This is a genomic window from Microbacterium helvum, from assembly GCF_014779795.1.
GTDB classification, from domain to species: Bacteria; Actinomycetota; Actinomycetes; order Actinomycetales; family Microbacteriaceae; genus Microbacterium; species Microbacterium helvum.
In genome coordinates, this window is record NZ_JACXZS010000016.1 from 67,457 (window position 1) to 87,862 (window position 20,406).

Here is a 20,406-nt window from a genome sequence, read left to right on the forward strand (position 1 = left end):
CGCTTCTTCCCGACACGTCCGCGCGCCGGTGCGCCCGCTCGGCGTCGGCGGGCGCCCGGGAGGCGTCAGTTCCAGGCGGTGCGGCCGAACCGCTCCCATCGCTCGACGACGCGCGAGCCGCCCTCGGCGGGCTCGTACACTGCGCGGCCCTCGATGAAGACGCGCTGCACGCGCGAGTCGACGGCGAGCGGGTCGCCCGACCACACCACGACGTCGCCGTCGCGGCCGACCTCGAGCGCACCGACGCGCTCGTCGAGCCGGAGGATCGACGCCGGGTTCGCGGTCAGCGCCTCCAGCGCGGTCGTCGCGGGCAGGCCGTCGCGCACCGCGAGGATCGCCTGCAGGCGGATCTGGTCGATCGGCACGACGGGGTGGTCGGTCGTGATGGCGACCTTGACGCCGGCCGCCGCGATGAGCGCGAGGTTGCCGATCGCGCGATCACGAAGCTCGACCTTGGAGCGCGAGGTCAGCAGGGGCCCGAAGATCACCGGGATCTGCTTCTCGGCGAGCACGTCGGCGATCTTGTGCGCCTCGGTGCCGTGGTTCACCACGAGCGTGTAGCCGAACTCCTCGGCGATGCGGACCGCCGTGGCGATGTCGTCGTGGCGGTGGCAGTGCTGGTCCCACAGCAGGTCGCCCGCGAGCACCGCCGCGAGCGTCTCTTTGCCGAGGTCGCGCTCGAACGGCTCGCCCTTCTCGGCGGCCGCATCGCGCTTGGCCGCGTACGCCTGCGCGGCGGCGAAGGCATCGCGGAGGACGGATGCCACACCCAGGCGCGTCTGCGGCGTCTTGCCCTTGTCGCCGTACACCCGCTTGGGGTTCTCGCCGAGCGCGGACTTCACTGACACGTCGGCGGCGAGGATCTGCTCGTCCACCGTGCGGCCGCCCCACGTCTTGATCGCGACCGTGCGCCCGCCGATCGGGTTGCCCGAGCCGGGCTTGATGACCGCCGTCGTGACGCCGCCGCGAAGGGCGTCGCGGAAGCCCTCCTCTTCGATGTCGATGCCGTCCAGCGCGCGGAAGCGCGAGCCGTTCGGGTCGGTCATCTCGTTGGTGTCGTTGCCCGACCAGCCCTCGCCCTCTTCGTGCACGCCGATGTGCCCGTGCGATTCGACGAACCCGGGCACCACCCAGCTGCCGGATGCGTCGACCACCTCGGCGCCGTCGGGCACCGGAGTTTCGGATCCGCCGACGGCGGTGATCACACCATCGGTGACGATCACGGTGCCGTTCTCGATGGGATCGGAGCTGACGGGGACGACGTAGCCGCCGGTGACGGCGAGGATGCGAGCCATGCCTCCAACCTACGCCCGCCTGCGCCGGACGCCCCCGGCCGCGGGGCCCTGCGAGAATGCGGCCATGACGCTTTCGACCGAGGTCTCGTGGCAGCTCGACGGAATCACGATGTACGGCACCGTGACCCATCCCGACGGGGAGGGACCGTTCCCCGGCGTCGTACTCGTCGCCGGAAGCGGACCCACCGACCGCGATTGGAACTCGCCGCTGATGCCCGGCACGAACGGCAGCGGGCGGCTCCTCGCCGAAGCGCTGGCCGATGCCGGCTATGCCTCCATCCGCTACGACAAGCGGGCCTCGGGACCGCATGTCATGCAGAACCTCCCCGCGCTGGCCGGGCACATCAGCATGCAGGCGCACCTCGACGAGCTGACCGCGGCCGTCGAGCGGTTCGCCGCGCAGCCGTCGGTCGACGCGTCGCGACTGGCCGGCTTCGGCAACAGCGAGGGCTGTCTGCATCTGCTGCACTACGCGAGCCCCGTGCACGAGGACCCTGGCCGGCAGCATCCACTCTCCGCACTCGTGCTCACCGGAGCGCCCGGGCGCTCGGTCGGCGAGGTGTTCGTCAGTCAGCTGACGCAGCAGCTCGCCGGGGCGCCCGACCTTCTTCCCCTGGTCGCCGAGGCCGCCGCGCGCTACTCGGCAGGGGAGCCCGCTGATCCCGACGAGCGTCTGCCCGAGCCGGTGCGCCAGGCGTTCCAGAGCTTCGAGACGCCCATGAATCTTCCGTTCGCCCGTGAGCTGTGGAACGAGGATGCCGCCGACTCGCTCGCCCTCGTCACCATCCCGACGCTCGTGGTCATCGGCGGCAAGGACGTGCAGATCGACGTGCGCGCCGACGGCGACCCGCTGCAGGCCGCCGCGCAAGGCCGCGCCGGCGTGAGCTTCGTCTTCCCCGCGGACGCGGACCACGTGCTCAAGCACGAGCCGCGCTCGCGGGAAGAGGTGCTCGCGAGCGGAGTCTCGTCGTACAACGCCGACGATGCCCGCCTCGACGCCGAGGCGATGCACGTGATCCTGGACTGGCTGCGCACCGAGCTCGACTGAGCGCCGCACCCTCTCGCGGTCCGCCGCGGCGTCTGTCATCCTGGGCTCAGCAGGTAGGTAGACGCCGTGAAGCCGCCATCAGAGGTTTCTTCGCCGTTCGCGCCGATACCGCGAACCAGGCGCACGGCCGCCGGGGTGCTCGGCGGCATCCTCGGGCTGCTGGCGCTCAGCGCGGCGGCGGGCGTGCTGGTCGTGGCACCGCTCGCGCCCGCGATCGCGATCTCGGGAAGCGCGGCGAGCACCGCCGTCTCGCTGTTCGACGGCATGCCGAGCTACCTCGAGATCGACCGGCTCATGCTTCCCACCACGATCTATGCGCGCGATCCCGCGAGCGGCCAGGACGTCGAGCTCACCTCGTTCTACGACCAGAACCGGGTGCCGGTCTCGTTCGACGAGGTGTCGCTCGTGATGTACGACGCGATCCTGGCGTCCGAGGACCCGCGCTTCTACGAACACGGCGGCGTCGACCTGCTCGGAACGACGCGTGCCCTTCTCAGCAATGTCCAGGGCGGTGTCACACAGGGCGGTTCGTCCATCAGCCAGCAGTACGTCAAGAACGTGCTGGTGCAGAAGTGCGAGCAGAACGCGAAGACCGAATACGAGGTCGACAAGGACGGCAACACGATCCTCGACGAGAACAAGAACCCGGTCGTCAAGGTCAGCCGCGAGAAGGCGCTCCTGGACTGCTGGCTCGACGCGACCGATGCGAGCGGCCCTGACGGGTACGAGCGCAAGCTGCAGGAGATCCGCTACGCCGTCGCCCTCGAGCAGGAGTACTCGAAGAACGACATCCTGCTCGGCTACCTGAACATCGCGAACTTCGGCGGCACGACCTACGGAATCGAGGCGGCGGCGCGCTACTACTTCAGCACGACGGCGGCGAACCTCACCCTCGGGCAGGCTGCGACGCTGGCGGGCATCGTGCAGAATCCCAACACCTTCCGCATCGACAGGATCGCCGGCTCGATCACGGGTGACGACGGGGCGCTCTTCAACAAGGCCGCCGACGGCTCGGTCGACGACGTCACCCCCGGCACGCTGGCCGCGCTCGACACGCTCCTCGCCGACGGCACGATCACGAAGGAGCAGTATCTCGCCGCCGGCGACGCCTACAGCGCCACCAAGGGACGACAGCTCTACGTGCTCGATCGGATGCGCGAAGACGGCCGCATCACGAAGGCTCAGTTCGTCGCGGCCGCGATCGAGCCCATCGCGCCGGCCCTCCGGCCCGCGCTGACCGGCTGCGCGGCATCGGCGGCCCCGTTCTTCTGCCAGTACGTGGCGTACACGGTGCGCAACGACCCCGACTATGCGAGCGCGTTCGGCGAGACCCCGCAGGATCGCCAGCGCTCACTCACCCGCGACGGCCTGAACATCTACACCACGCTGGACTGGGGACTGCAGAACACCTCGCAGGGCGCGATGCAGCAGTACGCCCCGCAGACGGTCGCGGGCATGGACTTCGGCGCCGCGACGGTCAGCATCGAGACCACGACGGGGCGCATCCTCGCGATCAGCCAGAACAACCTCTTCACCGAGGACCGCGACCTGGCCGCCTCGAACGCGGCCTACACGTCGCTCATCTACGCGGGCGACATGGTCCACGGCGTCTCGACGGGCTTTCCGACCGGATCCACCTTCAAGCTGTTCACGCTGGTGGACTGGCTCGAGAAGGGCCATTCGCTGAACCAGAGCGTCAACGGCAACCTGAGGCTCATTCCGCGGCTGGCCGACCGGTGCGAGGGCCCGTGGATCAACGAAGAGAAGCACGTCGTCCGCAACTTCGGCGGCGTGCGCGGCTACACGGGCACGCCGATGCAGTTCACCGCGCAGTCGTTGAACAGCGGCTACCTCGGCATGGCCGAGCAGCTGGACCTCTGCGACATCGAAGAGGTCACGGCTCGCCTGGGGGTGACGCGCGGCGACGGCACGCCGGTCGACATCGACGGCGCGGCAGCCATCATCGGTACGAACAACATCGCGCCCGTCGCGCTGGCCGCCGCGTACGCGGCCATCGCGAACAACGGCGTGTACTGCGTCCCTCGCGTGATCGATCGGGTGGTGGATGCAGAGGGCACCGAGCTCTCGGTGCCCGGGGACCGGTGCAGCCAGGTCGTCGATCCCGGGGTGGCGGCCGCCGCGGCGTTCGCCCTGCAGGGTGTCACGCGCGCCGGCGGCACCGGATCGGCGGGCAACCCGAACGACGGCACGCCGACGATCGGAAAGACCGGCACGCACGAGCAGTACCAGACCTGGTTCGTCCAGTCGAGCACCCGGGTGACCACGACGGCGTGGGTGGGCAACACCTACGGGTACGGCGACCTCTTCCACACCTCGTACAACGGTCGTCTGCTCTCGGCGATCCGGCTGCCGCTCGTGCGCGACATCCAGGTCGTCGCCGACCAGCTCTACCCCGGCGGCGCGTTCCCCGCTCCTCCCGCGGAACTGGTGGGGCGGCCTCGCGCCACACCGCCGCCCAGCACCCCGGCACCGCCGCCCACCGCACCCGGACCGGATCCGGCCGACGACGATGACGGCGGCGGCCGCGGCGGCGGCGGAGACGGACGTGGCGGCGGCGGCGGCGGCCGGGGCAACGGCTGAGCCGTAACACGCGCGTCGCCCCCCACACCGCGGCGTAGCGTGGCCGCATGGAGATCGCCGAGGCCCGCCGGTTCGCACAGGGGTGGGTCGACGCATGGAACGCGCACGACATCGACGGGGTGCTCGCGCACTTCGCCGACGACGCAGACTTCTCGTCGCCCGTGGCTGCTCAGCTTCTTCCTGAGACGGCCGGCGTGCTGCGCGGCAAGGCGGCGATCCGCGCGTACTGGGCGGTCGGCATCGAGCGCATCCCCGATCTGAGGTTCGAGGTGGTCGACGTCTACACCGGCGTCGATCTCATCGTCATCAATTACCGCAACCACACCGGGGGCCTCGTCAACGAGGTGCTGCACCTGGGGGCCGACGGTCTCGTGGTGAGCGGCGCCGGCACGTACCTCGTCGCCGATGCGGCAGCGGTCAGCGGCGTGCAACCCGGCTGATCCGCGTCAGAGGCGGCCGAGCACCTCGTCCGGATCCGCCTGCAGCCCGAGCGTCTCGAGCACCTGCAGCAGCTGCCGCTCCTCGTAGGCGAAGTGGCTCGCCATGATCGCGCCCACGCCGTCGAGGTGTCGTCCGATCTCGTCGGCCGCGGCGCCGTCGTCGGCGGCCGAGCTCAGCGCGGTCAGCAGGACGTCGATCATGGAGTGGTCCTGCTCGAGCCTGCGCAGCACCGGCGCCAGTTCCGGGTGCTCCGCCTCGATGGCGGGGAACAGCGCACGGTCCTCGCCACGGTGGTGCTGGTCGAGCGCCGTGCAGAATCCACGGCAGTACAGCACCAGCTCGCGGCTCGCCGTCGGCACGTCCGCGCCATCCTGCAGTGCGTCGCGCACGGCCTGCAGTGCGTCGCGCAGCCGAGAGTGGGCGCGCCTCAGCTCCGCCGCCCAGGCGATCACCCGGGTGCGCTCGTCGTCGTCACTCATGCGTCAACGACCCTACCGGCACGCTGTCGAGGCAAGGCGAATCCCCTGTCTCGCCGAGGCAGGGGATGTGCGTCGAGACCGAGGACGACGTCCTCTGCCTCGCGGCGGATCCCCTGTTTCGACGAGCAGATCCCCGGTTTCGGCGCCGAGCCACCGGAGAGGTCCCGGTCAGGGGCGCAGCAGCACCTTGCCCACGCGACCGTGGCGCGAGTTCGCCTCGACGGCCGCGCGCACGTCGTCGAACGAATGGATGCTGTCGACCGGGAGAGTCAGTCCGCCACTGCCGACCAGCTCGAACAGCTCGCCGAACAGCGCCCGGCGCGTCTCGGACGACATCGCCGCCGACACCTTGCTGCCCCAGAATCCCTTGACGACCGCCTGCTTGAAGATGAGGTCGCCCGACGACAGCTCCATGCGGTCCGATGCCATCGCACCGAACGACACGAGCGTCCCACCGTCGCCGAGCAGACGCAGCAGGTCGCCCGAGGCCGATCCGCCGACCGAGTCCACCGCCGCCCGGATGGGACGCTCGCCCGCGAGCTCGCGCACGCGATCCCGCCACGCGGGGTCGTCGGTGGCGACGACATCGGGGATCCCTGCGGACGCCAGCTCTGCGGCATCCGCTTCCCTGCGCACGATGCCGAGGACGTGGATGCCGCGACTCGCGCCGATCTGCGCCACCAGGCGCCCGACCGTGCCGTTGGCGGTGTTCTGCACGATCACGTCGCCCGCGCCCACCTCGAGGAAGTCGACGAGCGAGATCGCGCTGAACGGCATGGCGATGAGCTGTGCGGCGACCTCGTCGGGGATGCCGTCGGGCACGGGCACGACCGCTCCGGCCTTGGCGATCGCGAACTCCGACCACACCCCGAACGTGCCGCCGGATGCGACCCGCCGGCCGACCGCGATGCCCTCCACCTCGTCGCCGACGGCGTCGACGATGCCCACCGCCTCGGTGCCGGCGCGCGCAGGCAGGTCCGGTTTGTAGCCGTAGGTGCCGCGGACGGTCCACAGGTCGTGGTTGTGGATCGGCGCGAGCAGGATGCGCAGGCGCACCTCGCGCGGGCCGGGCTCGGGAAGGGGCAGGTCTTCGACGCCGAGCACCTGGGCCGGGTCGCCGAACTCGTGATGAACGATCGCGCGCACGGGGCGAGCCTACGCTCGCCCGTCCTGCGCGTCAGCCCAGGGGCGGCCCCTCGAGCACCGTCGGCACGTACTCGAGCAGCTGGCTGCGGCGGTCGAACGTCCGCGCCTCGACGAGATCGAGCCGCACGTCGGGGTAGCCGTCGAAGATGCGCTCCTGACCCGTCGCTCCCGTGATGACCGGGAACACCACGACCCGGTAGCGGTCGACGAGTCCCGCACGCAGCAGCGAACGGCACAGCGACACGCTGCCCAACGTGCGCAGCGGCAGGTCGGACTCCTCTTTGAGACGCCGCACGAAGGCGATCGCATCCTCGCGCACGAGGGTCGAGTTCTGCCACGTGAGCGGCTCGTCGAGCGTGGACGAGAACACGTACTTCTGCACGCCGTTCAGCATGTCGGTGCCCTCTTCGCCGCCCGCCGTGAGCTGGGACATGACGCGGTAGGTGGTCGCGCCCATCAGGATCGGGTGGTCCTGCTCGGGCAGGTCCTCCAGCCATTTCAGGTACTCGGGGCCCTCCAGCCCCCACCACCCGGGCCATCCCTCCGCGGCGCCGTAGCCGTCGAGCGACATGATGAAGTCGATCGTCAGTCTCTGCATCCCGAGCCTCCTTCGCGTGCGGTTCCCCGCGTCTCGCGCAGGAACACTGGTCGAGCGGATGCTTCGCGCCCGAGCCTAGGCGGGCTCGCGGCCGCGCGGAACCCCGGCGTGCGTCAGTGTCGGGTCGCGTCGATGCGGGAACCGGTCACGCGCTGACTTCGGCGAGCGCCGCCGCCGCGCGGCGCACGACCGGTTCGCGCAGCGCGGCGCGGGTGGCGATCGTGTGCTGCACCTGCGCCTGGTCGGCTTCGGGACGCGACGGGGTTCCCGCGTCGAACGGCGGCGCCGGGTCGTACTCGTAGCCGAGCTGCACGGCGCGCGCCGTCTGCTCGTCGAAGACCTCGGCGAGCACGGTGAGCGCGAAGTCGAGGCCCGCGGTCACCCCACCGCCGGTGATGATGTTGCCGTCGCGCACGACGCGCGCCTGCTCGGGGATCGCGCCGAGCAGGCCGAGCAGCGCGTGCGAGTTCCAGTGCGTGGTCGCTCGCTTGCCGACGAGCAGTCCCGCGGCGCCGAGCAGGAACGCGCCGGTGCAGACACTGGTGACGAACCGGGCCCCGGCAGCCTGCCGTCGCACGAAGTCGAGCGTCTCGGGGTCGTCCAGCAGATCGAACACGCCCTGCCCGCCGGGGATCATCAGCACGTCCGCCTGCGGCGCGTCCGCGAGATCCGTGGTGGGCACGATCGCGAATCCGGCGTCGGTGACGACGGGATCGCGCGTCTTCCACGCCAGATCCACTGTCGCGTCCGCGGGTGCAGAGAAGAACTGCGCGGGTCCGGTGAGGTCGAGCTGGGTCACGTTCGGGAACACGAGGGCGAGGAATCGCACGGGGGCAGCCATGCGCCCAGTCTGGCGGGTCGGGGCGAGGCCGGCGACCAGGAAGGATGCCGTCGACTTCGCGTCGCGGCGCCCGGCCGCGGTCCCTTGCGGCCGCGCGGCTGGGCTCGCGCGGGCGGCTCATCATCGACACGCCGTCCGCCGCGAACCACACTGCCGTCAGGCGGTCGCGCCCGCAGGCGCCAGCCACACCGTCGTCTCGCCTGCGACGATCCCGGCCGGTGTCTCACCGCTGGCCAGCACGACCTCGCCGTCACCGAGTGTGTACGGCGCGACCCCGAAGTTCGTCACCACCCGCCAGCCGTTGGGGCGGGCGAAGGCGAGCACGTCGTCGCGGCCGGTCTCGAGCCATTCCAGCCGCTCCCCCGTCTGCAGCTCGTGCCGCAGCTGCAGCGCCCTGCGGTACAGCGCGAGGGTCGATCCCGGGTCGGCCTCTTCGACGTCGACGGCGTACCGGGCGAACCACTCCGGCTGCGGCAGGTGCGCCCCGTCGGCGCCGAACCCGAAGGCAGCCCCGCCGGCGCTCCACGGCAGGGGGACGCGGCATCCATCCCGTCCGATCTCGGCCCCCGAGGTGCGGAAGAACGTCGGGTCCTGGCGAGCGCATGCCTCGATCTCGACCACCTCGTGCAGTCCGAGCTCCTCGCCCTGGTACAGGTAGGTCGAGCCCGGCAGCCCCAGGATGAACAGCGTCGCCGCTGCGGCGCGGCGCCGGCCCTTCTCACGGTCGAGCACCGGCTCGGTGCCTCCCGAGAGCAGCCAGGCGCCGCCCGGACGCTCGTCGTCGTGACGCCGGCCGTCGGGGCCCGCGGTGTTCGGCAGGCCGTACCGCGTCGCGTGACGGACGACGTCGTGGTTGGACAGCACCCACGTGCTGGACGAGCCCGACTGCGCGGCGAGCGCGAGGTTGTCGGAGATGATGCGGCGGAACTGCCCGGCGTCGAAGTCGGCGACGAGAAGGTCGAAGTTGAACGCCTGCCCGAGGCTCTCGGGTCGCGCGTACAGGTGGATGCGCGTCGGGTGGACCCACGCCTCGGCCACAGCGGTGCGCGGCGGGTCGTACGCGTCGAACACCGCCCGCCACTCGGCGTAGATCTCGTGCACGTCGTCGCGGTCGATGAGCGGGTGGTTGCCGTCCTGCGGGATGAGGGCGAGCTCGTCCTTCGAGGGCAGCGGCTCGGTGAGGTCCTTCGTGAGCATGTGCGCGACATCGATGCGGAAGCCGTCGACCCCCCGGTCCGACCAGAACCGCAGCGTGGTGAGGAAGTCCTCGTGCACCTCGGGGTTGTCCCAGTTGAGGTCGGGCTGCTCCTTCGCGAAGTTGTGCAGGTACCACTGCCCGGGAGTGCCATCCGGCTCAGTGACGCGCTCCCACGCCGATCCGCCGAACACCGAGACCCAGTCCGTGGGCGGCTCAGAGCCGTCGGGCCCACTGCCCTCGCGGAAGATGTACCGCTCGCGGGCGGCGGATCCGCGCCCGGCGGCCAGCGCCTCCTGGAACCAGACATGCCGGTCCGACGTGTGGTTCGGCACGATGTCGACGACGACCTTGATGCCGCGCTCATGCAGGGCCGCCAGCATCCGGTCGAAGTCCTCGAGGGTGCCCAGCCGCGGGTCGACGTCCCGGTAGTCGGCGACGTCGTACCCGCCGTCGGCGAGCTCGGACGGGTAGAACGGGCTCAGCCACACCGCGTCGACGCCGAGCTCGCTCAGGTACTCGATGCGCGACGTGATGCCGGGCAGGTCGCCCAGGCCGTCGCCGTTCGCGTCGGCGAAGCTGCGCGGGTAGATCTGGTACACGACGGCCTGGCGCCACCACGGTGCGTCCTCGCCGATGCGGCGCGGGTCGGCGACGAGGTCGGGGGAGAGTGTCACGAATTGTCCTTTCGAGTGCGTGACGGACGGGGATGATCGGATGCCGCGGCTCAGCCTTTGACAGCGCCCTGGGTGACGCCTTCCATCACCCAGCGCTGGGTGAACAGGTAGGCGACGATCGCGGGCGCCATGGCCATCAGGTACGACGCGAACGACACGTTGTAGTTGTTGCTGAACTGGGTCTGGAACAGGTTCTGCCTCACCGGGAGCGTTTGCAAGGCCGGGTCCGAGATGATGAGCGACGGCATCATGAAGTCGTTCCACGCGTACAGGAAGGCGAAGATGCCGACCGTCGCGCTCATCGGAGCCAGCAGCGGGAAGATCAGCTTCCAGAAGGTCTGCCACGTGGTCGCGCCGTCGATGCGCGCGCTCTCTTCGAGCTCGAGGGGGATCGAACGCAGGAACGCGGTGAACAGCAGCACGCTGAAGCTGAGCTGGAACATCGTCGCCAGGATCACCACGCCGACGGGGTTGTCGAGCCCCACCCGGCCGGTCAGCTGGATCTGCGGAAGGGCGACCACCGGGAACGGGATGAACATGGCGGCCAGCAGGTAGAAGAACGAGTACCGGAAGAGGCGGCGGTCCCAGTTGCGCACGATCGCGTAAGACGCGAAGGCGGCGAGCACGATCGTGCAGACGACGGTCCCCGCCGTCACGAACAGCGAGATCCCCGCCCCTACGGGGAACTTCGTCAGGTTCCACGCCTGGACGAAGCCGTCGACGCTGAACGGCGCCGGCAGCGAGAATGCGTTGCCGTCGACCGCCTGCCCGGTGGTCTTGAACGCCATCGAGATCGTGACGTACAGCGGCAGCAGCACCGTGACCGACAGGAGCAGGAGGATGATCGTCGCCGACCAGTTCACCTTCTCCATCCGCAGCCTCCGGCGCGGGGCGCCGCCGGTCACGATGCCCGTGGTCGACAGGTCTTCGGCGGCGAGCGCCGCCTGGGTCGAGATCGGAGTGGACATCAGAGGGCGTTCCTTCCGCGCGTGATCGAGAGCTGCAGCAGCGAGACGAGGATGGTGACGACGAAGAAGATCGTCGCGTTGGCCATCTGGTAGGCGTAGTCGCCGCCGTTGAACCCGGCGATGATCGTCATCGCGATGCTGCGGGTCGCGGTGCCCGGCCCGCCGTTCGTGAGGCCGACGATGATGTCGTAGGCGTTGAGGAAGCCCTTGAACCCGAGGATGACGTTGATCACGACGTACCCGGCGACCAGCGGGACGGTGATCCGGAACAGCTGCTGGACCTTGCCGGCGCCGTCGAGGTCCGCGGCCTCGTAGATGTCGCCGGGCACGGCGAGCAGCCCTGCGATGTAGATCAGCAGCGCGCCGGGCACGGCCTGCCATGCGGTGACGATCACGATCGCCACCCACGCGAAGTCGGGGTTGGCGAGGAGGCTCGTCTGCAGCCAGGGGATGCCGAGGGCCGTGCCCGCGGCCGGCACCGAGTTCGAGAACAGGAAGTTGAAGACGTAGGCGATGATGATGCCCGAGACCACCATCGGGATCACGAAGATCGCGCGCAGTCCCGTCTTCATCCGGATGCGCGCGGTCAGCCCGACCGCCAGCAGGAAGGCGATGACGTTCACGACGATGACGGTGACGAGCGAGAAGCCGAAGGTGAACAGGTAGCTCTGCAGGATCGCCGGGTCGCTGAAGAGCGCGATGTAGTTGGTGAGGCCGTTGAAGCTCCACTCGCCGATCCCGATGGAGTCGGTGAAGCTGAAGAAGATGCCGACGACGCCGGGCACGGTGATCGCGAGTGTGAACAGCACCAGGCTGGGCAGCAGGAACAGGTAGTAGATCGGCTCGACCCGGCGCGCGCTGCGCCGGGCGCGCCGGTCGCCTCCGGTGACGATCGTGGTGGTCGTGGTCATCGTCCGGACTCCTTCGTCTGGCTCTGCGCCACCGGGGCGCGGAAGGCCACGCGCGCCCAGTCGGCATCCATGGTCGCCAGCACCTGCGCGGGGTCCGCCCCGAGCGCCATGGCCTGCGCGTAGTTGAAGACCGGGATGGTCTTCGGAACCAGGACCGAGGGGCCCTGGTAGATGCGTCCGTCGTCGACGTAGCCGATCATCCCCTCGATGCGAGGGTCGTCCGGCGCGGGCGCCGAGGTCGTCGGGGTGAAGCCCAGTTGCGAGGCGTTGTATGCCTCGATGTTCTCGGGCTGGTAGAGGTACTCGAGGAAGTCGCGGGCGGCCTCCTTATGATGCGAGCCCTCGGGGATCATCGCGGCGAGGTCCAGGTTGACGCGCACCGCGAGGTCGTCGGAGTCGTCGGTCATCGGCAGCGGGAACGTGCCGAGCTCGAGGTCCGGCGCCGTCTTCGCGATCTCGCTGAACGCCCACGGCCCCTGCAGGTACATCGCGGCCCCGCCCTTGGCGAAGGCGAGGTTGCCGTCGCCGTAGCCACGGCTTGCGGCATCCGCGTTCACATAAGAATCCAGCAGCTGCTGCATCCTGCTCATCGGCTCGGCGAAGTCCTTCGAGAACGACGTCTCGGAGTCCGGCCCGACATCGGTGCCCTCGGACTTCAGTGCGTCGAAGAACTCGATCACGTCGAGCGAGCCGCCGACCGAGTAGTCGTACCAGCCCTGACCCACGGTCCAGTCGTCCTTGAGCGTGGCGTAGAACGGGGTGACTCCGGCGGCCGCGAGACGCTCGCACACGTCCAGCAGCTCGGTCCAGGTGGTGGGCACTTCGAGGCCGTTCGCGTCGAAGATCTCTTTGTTGTAGATCACCGAGGCCGCCATGACTGAGTACGGCAGGGCGCTGGTTCGGCCCTCGCAGGTGCCGTACTGATCGAGCAGCGGCTGATAGTCGTCCTTGATCTCGGCCGCGGCGTCGGTGTCGGACAGATCGCTCAGGGCGCAGCGCTCGACGAAGCGCGAGACCTCCATGTTGTAGTTGGCGAGCATGAGGTCCGGCGGATTGCCGCGCACGAAGCTCGCCGACACCACATCGACGCCCGACGTGTCGATCACGACCTCCACCTCGTCCTGTGAGGCGTTGTACTCGTCGACGACGCCCGTCATGAACTCGATCGCCTCCCGCTTGCTGAAGGTGAAGCGGATCGTCTCGCGTCCGTCGCCGGAGCAGCCGGCCAGCAGCGCGCCCCCGAGGGCGATCACCGCCGCGGCTGCGACTGTTCGCCGCGCGCCTTTCCGTGGTCCTGACACCCTTGTCCTCCGTTCGCCGCCCTGCGATGCCGAAATCGTCAATGATTAGATTTACTCGCCAAATCAATATCTGCAGGGCAGTATTGCAGGACGATCCCAGAGAGGTCAATACCCCGTGTCGACATCCCCACCGGCGGCGGTGCCTCGGCCTGCGAGCCTCGACGCCGTGCTGGCGCACGCGTGGCGGACCGCCGAGTTCACGGCCACCGACGCCCTCGAGGCCACCGGTCTGACCCGGTCGACGACCATCGACGCGATGGACACGCTCGCCCGGCTCGGCCTGCTCGAAGAGCTGCCGAACGCGCGGCAGGCGGGCGAGTATCGCAAGGGCCGACCGGCGCGCCGCTTCTCGCTGCGCGCCGAGGCGGGCGTGCTCGTGGGCGTCGACGCGGGCAACGTGCACATCACGGCGACCGTCGCCGACCTGCGGTCCCGTCCGCTCGCGACCCGGCGCACGACGCTCGTCATGGACCGCGACGACCCCGCGTCGCGCGCCGCGATCATCGCGGCCGCCGTCGACGACGCCCTGGCCGAGGCCGGGCGCACCCGCGACGACGTGCTCGCGGTGTGCGTCGGCGTGCCGGCGCCGGTCGACGCATCGGGCAGGTCGCCGCGGCACCCGCGCGGCTTCTGGGAGCGCATGAACCCGGGACTCGCCGACGCGTTCGCGTGGGCGCCGATCGTGCGCATCGACAACGACGCGTCGCTCGCGGCCGTCGCCGAGGGCGCGGTGGGCTCGGCGATCGGATGCCGCGACTACATCGCCCTCCTGGCAGGCGTGCGGCTCGGCGCCGGAGTCGTCGTCGACGGCAACGTGCTGCGCGGCACCCACGGCGGCGTCGGCGAGATGGTGGCGTTCGAGCACGTCGCCGGCGTCGGCACGGCCGACGGGCTCGGCGCCCGCGTGGCCGCCTGGACGGCAGAGGCCGTCGCCGCCGGCGAGGTCGAGCCGGGCAGCGCGCTGGCCGCCGTCGCCGCCGGCGAACCCGATCCGCGTGCCGTGCTCGAGCTCGCGGCCGGCGGCGACCCCGGCGCGATGGTCATCGTCGATCGCCTCGGCGCCGTGCTCGCGCGCATCGTCAGCGTGCTGGGCAGCATGTTCGATCCGCAGCGGGTCATCGTGTCGGGCGCCATCGCGGCGGGCCTCGACGATGTCGTCGCCGCCGCGCGCCGCTCACTGCCGACCGACCTCGATCTGCCGGCGCCCGAGCTCGTCGTGTCGCAGCTCGGCGCCGATGTGGTCGTCACCGGCGCGGTGTCAGCGGCCGCAGCGGATGCCCGGCTCGGCGCCCTCGACGTGTGGATGGCCCGCGAGACGGCGTGACCCGACGCGTCACACCGGCGTGGGCTGCAGCCCCTGCTCCAGCCGCTCGACGTCCTCGGCGCGGCAGAGGTCCGTCGCGGGGAGCGACGACGTCGCCGACCCTGCGGCGACACCGGAGCGGAAGGCGTCCACCAGCGACCGCCCCTGCGCGAGCCGCAGCACGAGGGCGCCGAGAAAGCTGTCGCCGGCGCCGACCGTGCTCTGCACCTCGATCTGCGGGGTGGCCAGACGCAGTGTCTGCTCGGCAGTGACGAGCACGGCGCCCGCGCCGCCGAGCGTGAGCGCGACGACCTCGCACGAGCCTCGTGCGACGAGCTCTCGCGCGGCCTCGATGAGCCCGATCTCGTCGGACTCAGGGGCGCCGACCAGCTCGCGCAGCTCGCGCTTGCTGGGTTTGATGAGGTAGACGCCTTCGTCGAGCGCGGCCTGCAGCGCCTCGCCCGACGTATCGACGACGCAGCGCGTGTCGTGGTCGCGGGCGATACGGGCGATCTGGGCGTAGAGGTCCGCGGGCACACCCTGCGGCAGGCTCCCGCTGGTCACCACGTACCCGCCGACCGGAAAGTCGTCCGCGACCGCAGAGATGAGCGCCCGCCACTCCGGCTCCGACAGCTCAGGCCCCTGCAGCACGAATCGGAACTGCTCGCCCGTCAGCGTCTCGTCGACGGTGAAGCCCTCGCGCGTGGCATCCGAGATCCCCACCATGCGACTGGCGATGCCCTCACGGTCGAGCAGCTGACGATACGCCTGCCCGGTCGGGCCGCCCGCCGTGTACACGGCCAGCGAACGCCCGCCGAGGTTGCGCACGACCCGCGACACGTTGACTCCGCCGCCGCCCGGATCGAGCCGTGTCGGCCCGCAGCGCATCTTGCTCTCGGGCATCACACGCGGTGTCGAGGTCGACACATCCAGCGCGGGATTGGGCGTGACGGTCAGGATCGGCGAGTGCGCGAGAGCCATGTGCACAGACTACGAGCGGATGCCGCCGGCCGGTGGAGTTTCGGCGTTCGACGCCCTCTGTCGCCGAACGGTCCTGAAAGGAGGATCCTGAGGGGGAGGCATCCACATGTCATTCACCGACCCGACCGAACCGGTGCCCGCCGAGCTGCGCACCGATGAGTTCACGCTGCGGCCGATCACGCCGGACGACGCGGCCCGCGACTACGACGCGGTGATGGAGACGCGGGCCGAGCTGCGGCTGTGGGAGCAGTCCGACTGGCCGGCCGACGACTTCACGGTCGACGACAACCGCACCGACCTCGTCGACCTGCAGTCGCGTCATGACGCGCACCGCGCGTTCACGTACACCGTGGTCGATCCCGCCGGGACCGGGACCCTGGGATGCGTCTACATCTTTCCGACGACGGCGACGTTCCTGGCAAGGTCCACCGTGACACCTCTCGCGGGCGACGCCTGGAACGATGTGGACGCCGACGTGTACTTCTGGGTGCGTCGATCGCGGATCGCCGACCGACTCGATGAGCGCCTGCTGACCGCGCTGCGCTCCTGGTTCGCCGGCGAGTGGGGCTTCGCGCGCACGGTGTTCGTCACCAGCGAGCGATTCGCCCAGCAGGTCGCCCTGCTCGAGGGCACCGACCTGACAGTGCGCTTCGAGCTGCGCGAGCCCGACAAGGCCGGTACGTACCTCGTCTACGGCTGACAGCGGCGGTGCGACGCTCCACCCGCGTGGATCAGTCGCGACGGACGCCCGGGCACGCGCGGGTTCCCGGTGATCCCTCGAGCGAGCCGGTGAAGCGCCGATCCCTCACGGAGCCGCTCCCTCGCCCGGCCGCCCGAGCAGCGAGCGCGCCAGCAGGGTCGAGCCGGCGACGGACGACGGCATCGTGACGACCGCGCCCAAGGGGATCAGAAAGCACAGCTGCGTCGCCACTCCGAAGCCGAGCACCCGCGCCGCATTGCCGCGGCGGAGCGCCTTGCGCTCGGCGGGGCCCAGTCCGCGCGCGCTGAGCGCGCGCGAGGTCAGTTCGTCCGCGACGATCCAGCCCGTCAATGTCACGCCGACGATCGCGCTCAGCACGCCCCCGACGACCGGGATGAAGCCGAGGATCAGCGCCAGCACGGCGATCAGCACACCGCGGCCGAACAGCGAGAGCGCATCGCCGACCGAGCGCCAGAAGCCGTACGGCATGTCGAAGCTCGCGTCGCCGCGATCCGCTTCGACCGCCCTCCAGATCCGCTCGTAGAACGGATCGCCGATCAGCAGGGTCAGCGCGGTGAACGAGATCGCGACCAGGACGAGCGCCGCGCCGACCACGGCCGTGCCCACCGTGATGCGGATGACCGTCGCCCACAGCGAAGGCCACCCATCCGCGAAGGGCGTGAGCGCCTCGGTCAGACCCGGCAGAAAGGCCGCGAGCGCGACCAGCCCGCCGAGCAGCACCAGCGCGGCGATGACCGCGGGGACCAGCCCGAGCAGCATGAGTCCCGGGCGACGCCCCCAGTACGCGAAGCCGCGGACGAGCATCCCCGCTCCTCGCAGCAACTCGCGCATCCGACCAGGGTACGACGGACGATGGCGAAGGGATGCCGGCGGTCGCGCTCTCGGGAAGACGGCTCCGCTACGGGCTCCGCTACGGTGGGCGGGTGACCACGAACGCCCCGCCGCCACCGGGGCCTGCCCGCCCAGCGCGGTCGCCCCACGCGGGGAAGAAGGTGGCGTCCGCCGTGCTCTCGTCGGTGATGCTGCTGTTCGGGCTCGTGTTCACCCCGATCGCGATCACCGGCCTGGTCGCCGCCGAACCGCTGGGTTCGGAGTGGTCGACGGGGTCGAACATGATCAACGTCGTCTTCACGTGGATCTTCGGCTTCGCCCTGCTGTTCTTCGCCGCAGGCGCGGCGGCGAGCGCCTTCCTCGCGCGGACGGCGCGCAGCACCGGGCTGTTCGTCTACGCGCTCGTGGTGACCGCGATCACGCTCGTCGGAGCGATCGCGATGCTGGCCGCGGCGGCGATCATGGTCTCGGGATAGGGCAAATGCCCGATGCCGGGCGGCGGGCGGAGCGCGTAGCTTCGGCGCCGTGATGCGGACAGTGTGGGGTGCGGCAGCAGCAGTCATCGGCGTGCTGGTGCTGGCGGTGGGGTCTCCCGCTACGGGATCGGAATCGCCAGAGGATCAGAACTCGCGCGCGCTCGAGGGGGCGAAGAACGGCGCGGCGGCCGCCGAGGCCGCACGCGGCTCGCAGCGGGCGCAGCTCGTCGCGAAGGGCACTGACCCCGAGAAATCCGCGAGGCTGCTCGAATCCGATCCGTCGACCTGGCTCACTGACGATGGCGCGGTGCTCTACGTCGACGCGTTCGGCTCAGAGCCCGCCTACTCAGACGCGTCTGCCGTCGAGCTCGAGCTCGGTCCCGCGCCGGTGCCGTCCGGATACAGCGGCGCCGGCATCCCTCTTCATCATTCGAATCCCGGCGCCGGGATCACGATCTACCTCGATTTCGATGGCGAGCCGACGACCGCAACGGCGTGGGGCACCAACGCGTACAGTCCGCTCACCATCGACGCCGATCCGTCGACGTTCGATGCCGCCGAGCAGTCCGTCATCTCACGGACCTGGGGACGCGTGGCCGAAGACTTCGCGCCGTTCGACATCGATGTCACGACCGAGCGGCCGGCGGCGATCGACGGGAGCGTCCTGTGGCTGCTGTTCGGGAAGGGATCCGACGTCGGCTTCGGGCCCGGCATCTGGGGCACCGCGGTGTATGTCGGCGGCTATGTGCCGTTCGGTTCCTCCACGCCTGCGCTGGTCCTGTGGGATCACACGGGCAGCGATCGCGACGATCATCTGGGCGACACCGCGAGCCACGAGGCGGGCCACATGTTCGGTCTGCTGCACGACGGGACGAGCTCACCCTGGGCCGAGTACTACGCGGGGCACGGCGACGGACCGACGAGCTGGGGGCCGATCATGGGGTCGGCCAACGATCGGAACGTGGGGCAGTGGAGCAAGGGAGACTACCCGAACGCGATCAACACGCCCCCGGGGCTGACCACGCAGCAGCAGGATGACATCGCGATCATCGCCGCGCACCCGCTCGGAGGGTTCCGGGCAGACGACTTCGGCGCGGATCCGCTGCACGCTCCAGCCCTCGCCCTGCCGCAGAAAGGGCTCATCACGAGCGTGGACGACGTCGACGTGTTCGCGCTGCCGCGCGTATCCGGCGCAAGCATCCAGGTGACGCCGTTCCGCGCCGGCGAGCACACCGACGGAGGCGACCTCGATGTCGCGATCGACGTGATCGACGCCGGCGGCGCGGTGGTCGCAACGGCCGACGACACGAGTCAGACGCTGGCTCAGCTCGACGTCGACCTGCCCGACGGGCAGCACTACCTGCGGATCAGGCCGAGCTTCGACCCGCTGAACTACCCGGTATACGCATCCCTCGGCCAGTACGAGGTCACCGCGACGTTCCGCACGGCCATCCGCACCGCAGGATTCACCGAACCGCTGCCGGTCACGAGTGCGCGCGCGGGCCAGACACTGCCCGTGAAGTTCACGCTGAACGCGTCTGTCGCGGCGGCTCGCGTCGGATTGTGGATGGATGCCGGTGCCGCCGTCTCGGGCGAGCCGCTGATCGGGGCAGAGTGCCGGGCGAGCGTCGGCGAACGCTGGCAGTGCCTGCTGCGGGTACCGCGTGAGCTGCCGGTGGGGGTGTACCGGCTCGGGATGCAGGTGGTCGACAGCGATGGGGCCTGGGTGCTGCCGGCGGGGCCAGCGAGCGTCGAGGTGATGGTGCGGTAGCAGGCTCGGGGTGAGCTTGCTACCTGTAGGAACCGCTCAGAGTTGTCCACAGATGTCCCGCCAACGCGGAGTTCATGACGACGAGATGTCCACGAGAAGCTGACCTGTCGGTGCACCGAAATGTCCACGTTGCCAGGGCCACCGCCGTGGGACCTACTTCACTCGCTATCTGTACTGCGCTCGATCAAGGTGACGAGTAGCTCCGGCGGCGTATTCTCGTTCAGGATCAGCGCCTGTCGTGCCGCTGCATCACCCCTGGACGCGATGAACTCTAGGATTTCGACCGGAGCGTGGTTGTTTGAAGCAACGGCAGCGACGGCGCGGCTGTTGCCGCTCATCGCGGCCAATCTGATCCAACGGTGATCCGTACCCATTGCGTGGCTCACGAGTGTTGCCTCTGGGAGGCTCGGATGCCGCGCGATCAGTTCAAGCTTCGCATCGTCGAGTACACCGGCGGCAAGTTGGGCGACGACGGACTCAGGCGTCTTCGGGTTCCGGAGCAACGCCTGCGCGACGACTTCTCGGGTGTCATCACGTCCGTACCCATAGTGCCGCCTCGTCGCGAGAGCGACAAGAGTAGGTTCGTCGTCCCCGCCAGCGAGGCGAACAAGAAGCTCGTCGCTCGCGTGGTAGTGGTTTGCAACGGCTACGGCCGTCACCGAATCCCGTGTGTCAGCAAGCCGCTCCAGGATCTCTGAATCGCCCTGGGTTTCGTTCCTATCGGGTTCCCTGTCCGGCGATCACCGGCTGGGCGGATTCCAGGTCAGCGTAGTACGCGTCCTCGACCTCGATGGGCGGGCGGTAGTCGAGCTCGCCGTGGAG

At 70.0% G+C, this 20,406-nt stretch carries 20 protein-coding genes; 8 read left to right on the plus strand and 12 right to left on the minus strand.

Annotated elements, in window-relative coordinates:
• Nucleotides 1–65: 65 nt before the first annotated feature.
• Nucleotides 66–1,295 carry an amidohydrolase gene (locus IF188_RS19110; protein ID WP_191173397.1) on the minus strand — a complete coding sequence of 410 codons (1,230 nt, stop codon included), beginning with the start codon at nt 1,293–1,295 and terminating at the stop codon, nt 66–68.
• 64 nt (nt 1,296–1,359) lie between these two features.
• Here IF188_RS19110 and IF188_RS19115 point away from each other — a divergent pair, with 64 nt between their 5' ends.
• The 3 genes from IF188_RS19115 (at nt 1,360) to IF188_RS19125 (ending at nt 5,384) form a co-directional block, all read left to right on the plus strand.
• Nucleotides 1,360–2,343 (plus strand): alpha/beta hydrolase, encoded by a 984-nt coding sequence (locus IF188_RS19115; protein ID WP_191173398.1) that lies wholly within the window; start codon nt 1,360–1,362, stop codon nt 2,341–2,343.
• Nucleotides 2,344–2,478: 135 nt separating this feature from the next.
• Entirely contained in the window at nt 2,479–4,944 is a 2,466-nt protein-coding gene (locus IF188_RS19120; RefSeq protein ID WP_191173399.1) for a transglycosylase domain-containing protein, read from the plus strand.
• A gap of 47 nt (nt 4,945–4,991) precedes the next feature.
• Nucleotides 4,992–5,384: a nuclear transport factor 2 family protein gene (locus IF188_RS19125; protein WP_191173400.1), complete on the plus strand. Its 393-nt coding sequence runs from the start codon at nt 4,992–4,994 to the stop codon at nt 5,382–5,384.
• A 6-nt stretch (nt 5,385–5,390) separates the two neighbouring features.
• Here IF188_RS19125 and IF188_RS19130 read toward each other — a convergent pair whose 3' ends face one another.
• From IF188_RS19130 to IF188_RS19165, 8 genes are all read right to left on the minus strand, one after another.
• Complete coding sequence (locus IF188_RS19130) at nt 5,391–5,864, minus strand: hemerythrin domain-containing protein (RefSeq protein ID WP_191173401.1); 474 nt, start codon at nt 5,862–5,864, stop codon at nt 5,391–5,393.
• A gap of 168 nt (nt 5,865–6,032) precedes the next feature.
• Nucleotides 6,033–7,010 carry a zinc-binding dehydrogenase gene (locus tag IF188_RS19135; RefSeq protein ID WP_191173402.1) on the minus strand — a complete coding sequence of 326 codons (978 nt, stop codon included), beginning with the start codon at nt 7,008–7,010 and terminating at the stop codon, nt 6,033–6,035.
• Nucleotides 7,011–7,041: 31 nt separating this feature from the next.
• Nucleotides 7,042–7,608, minus strand: coding sequence for a dihydrofolate reductase family protein (locus tag IF188_RS19140; RefSeq protein WP_191173403.1), 567 nt, complete (start codon nt 7,606–7,608; stop codon nt 7,042–7,044).
• A 145-nt stretch (nt 7,609–7,753) separates the two neighbouring features.
• Entirely contained in the window at nt 7,754–8,449 is a 696-nt protein-coding gene (locus IF188_RS19145) for a DJ-1/PfpI family protein (protein ID WP_191173404.1), read from the minus strand.
• A 156-nt stretch (nt 8,450–8,605) separates the two neighbouring features.
• Nucleotides 8,606–10,321: a glycoside hydrolase family 13 protein gene (locus IF188_RS19150; protein ID WP_191173405.1), complete on the minus strand. Its 1,716-nt coding sequence runs from the start codon at nt 10,319–10,321 to the stop codon at nt 8,606–8,608.
• 50 nt (nt 10,322–10,371) lie between these two features.
• Complete coding sequence (locus tag IF188_RS19155; RefSeq protein WP_191173406.1) at nt 10,372–11,289, minus strand: carbohydrate ABC transporter permease; 918 nt, start codon at nt 11,287–11,289, stop codon at nt 10,372–10,374.
• Nucleotides 11,289–12,200, minus strand: a complete 912-nt coding sequence (locus tag IF188_RS19160; protein WP_191173407.1) for a carbohydrate ABC transporter permease — start codon at nt 12,198–12,200, stop codon at nt 11,289–11,291. Before IF188_RS19160 ends, IF188_RS19155 begins: the two co-directional genes overlap by 1 nt.
• Nucleotides 12,197–13,453: an ABC transporter substrate-binding protein gene (locus IF188_RS19165; RefSeq protein ID WP_318152950.1), complete on the minus strand. Its 1,257-nt coding sequence runs from the start codon at nt 13,451–13,453 to the stop codon at nt 12,197–12,199. The genes IF188_RS19160 and IF188_RS19165 overlap by 4 nt, the downstream gene beginning before the upstream one ends.
• Before the next feature lie 214 nt (nt 13,454–13,667).
• Between IF188_RS19165 and IF188_RS19170 the strand changes: the two genes are divergently transcribed.
• The gene (locus IF188_RS19170; RefSeq protein ID WP_318152951.1) at nt 13,668–14,825 is read left to right on the plus strand and encodes an ROK family protein; all 1,158 of its coding nucleotides are present in this window, start codon (nt 13,668–13,670) and stop codon (nt 14,823–14,825) included.
• Nucleotides 14,826–14,834: 9 nt separating this feature from the next.
• On the opposite strand, the gene IF188_RS19175 is transcribed toward IF188_RS19170, so the two are convergent.
• Nucleotides 14,835–15,785 (minus strand): 1-phosphofructokinase family hexose kinase, encoded by a 951-nt coding sequence (locus IF188_RS19175; RefSeq protein WP_191173410.1) that lies wholly within the window; start codon nt 15,783–15,785, stop codon nt 14,835–14,837.
• Between the two features lie 106 nt (nt 15,786–15,891).
• Between IF188_RS19175 and IF188_RS19180 the strand changes: the two genes are divergently transcribed.
• Nucleotides 15,892–16,485: an N-acetyltransferase gene (locus tag IF188_RS19180; RefSeq protein ID WP_191173411.1), complete on the plus strand. Its 594-nt coding sequence runs from the start codon at nt 15,892–15,894 to the stop codon at nt 16,483–16,485.
• Nucleotides 16,486–16,590: 105 nt separating this feature from the next.
• Here the strand turns inward: IF188_RS19180 and IF188_RS19185 are convergent, their stop codons facing one another.
• The gene (locus IF188_RS19185) at nt 16,591–17,337 is read right to left on the minus strand and encodes an EI24 domain-containing protein (RefSeq protein ID WP_224752150.1); all 747 of its coding nucleotides are present in this window, start codon (nt 17,335–17,337) and stop codon (nt 16,591–16,593) included.
• A gap of 92 nt (nt 17,338–17,429) precedes the next feature.
• Here IF188_RS19185 and IF188_RS19190 point away from each other — a divergent pair, with 92 nt between their 5' ends.
• On the plus strand, nt 17,430–17,813 hold the full coding sequence (locus tag IF188_RS19190; protein WP_191173412.1) for a hypothetical protein: 384 nt from the start codon (nt 17,430–17,432) through the stop codon (nt 17,811–17,813).
• 49 nt (nt 17,814–17,862) lie between these two features.
• The gene (locus IF188_RS19195; RefSeq protein ID WP_191173413.1) at nt 17,863–19,584 is read left to right on the plus strand and encodes a zinc metalloprotease; all 1,722 of its coding nucleotides are present in this window, start codon (nt 17,863–17,865) and stop codon (nt 19,582–19,584) included.
• 158 nt (nt 19,585–19,742) lie between these two features.
• On the opposite strand, the gene IF188_RS19200 is transcribed toward IF188_RS19195, so the two are convergent.
• Nucleotides 19,743–19,922: a hypothetical protein gene (locus IF188_RS19200; protein ID WP_191173414.1), complete on the minus strand. Its 180-nt coding sequence runs from the start codon at nt 19,920–19,922 to the stop codon at nt 19,743–19,745.
• A gap of 72 nt (nt 19,923–19,994) precedes the next feature.
• Between IF188_RS19200 and IF188_RS19205 the strand changes: the two genes are divergently transcribed.
• Nucleotides 19,995–20,282 carry a hypothetical protein gene (locus tag IF188_RS19205; RefSeq protein WP_191173415.1) on the plus strand — a complete coding sequence of 96 codons (288 nt, stop codon included), beginning with the start codon at nt 19,995–19,997 and terminating at the stop codon, nt 20,280–20,282.
• Nucleotides 20,283–20,406 lie beyond the last annotated feature (124 nt).

Excerpts from the sequence above, each read along its gene's own strand:
- IF188_RS19205 (WP_191173415.1), top strand. The coding sequence starts at position 19,995 with ATGCCGCGCGATCAGTTCAAGCTTCGCATCGTCGAGTACACCGGCGGC.
- IF188_RS19175 (WP_191173410.1), bottom strand. The coding sequence starts at position 15,785 with ATGGCTCTCGCGCACTCGCCGATCCTGACCGTCACGCCCAATCCCGCG.
- IF188_RS19140 (WP_191173403.1), bottom strand. The coding sequence starts at position 7,608 with ATGCAGAGACTGACGATCGACTTCATCATGTCGCTCGACGGCTACGGC.
- IF188_RS19115 (WP_191173398.1), top strand. The coding sequence starts at position 1,360 with ATGACGCTTTCGACCGAGGTCTCGTGGCAGCTCGACGGAATCACGATG.
- IF188_RS19145 (WP_191173404.1), bottom strand. The coding sequence starts at position 8,449 with ATGGCTGCCCCCGTGCGATTCCTCGCCCTCGTGTTCCCGAACGTGACC.
- IF188_RS19180 (WP_191173411.1), top strand. The coding sequence starts at position 15,892 with ATGTCATTCACCGACCCGACCGAACCGGTGCCCGCCGAGCTGCGCACC.
- IF188_RS19110 (WP_191173397.1), bottom strand. The coding sequence starts at position 1,295 with ATGGCTCGCATCCTCGCCGTCACCGGCGGCTACGTCGTCCCCGTCAGC.
- IF188_RS19160 (WP_191173407.1), bottom strand. The coding sequence starts at position 12,200 with ATGACCACGACCACCACGATCGTCACCGGAGGCGACCGGCGCGCCCGG.
- IF188_RS19185 (WP_224752150.1), bottom strand. The coding sequence starts at position 17,337 with ATGCGCGAGTTGCTGCGAGGAGCGGGGATGCTCGTCCGCGGCTTCGCG.
- IF188_RS19130 (WP_191173401.1), bottom strand. The coding sequence starts at position 5,864 with ATGAGTGACGACGACGAGCGCACCCGGGTGATCGCCTGGGCGGCGGAG.
- IF188_RS19200 (WP_191173414.1), bottom strand. The coding sequence starts at position 19,922 with ATGAGCGGCAACAGCCGCGCCGTCGCTGCCGTTGCTTCAAACAACCAC.
- IF188_RS19155 (WP_191173406.1), bottom strand. The coding sequence starts at position 11,289 with ATGTCCACTCCGATCTCGACCCAGGCGGCGCTCGCCGCCGAAGACCTG.
- IF188_RS19125 (WP_191173400.1), top strand. The coding sequence starts at position 4,992 with ATGGAGATCGCCGAGGCCCGCCGGTTCGCACAGGGGTGGGTCGACGCA.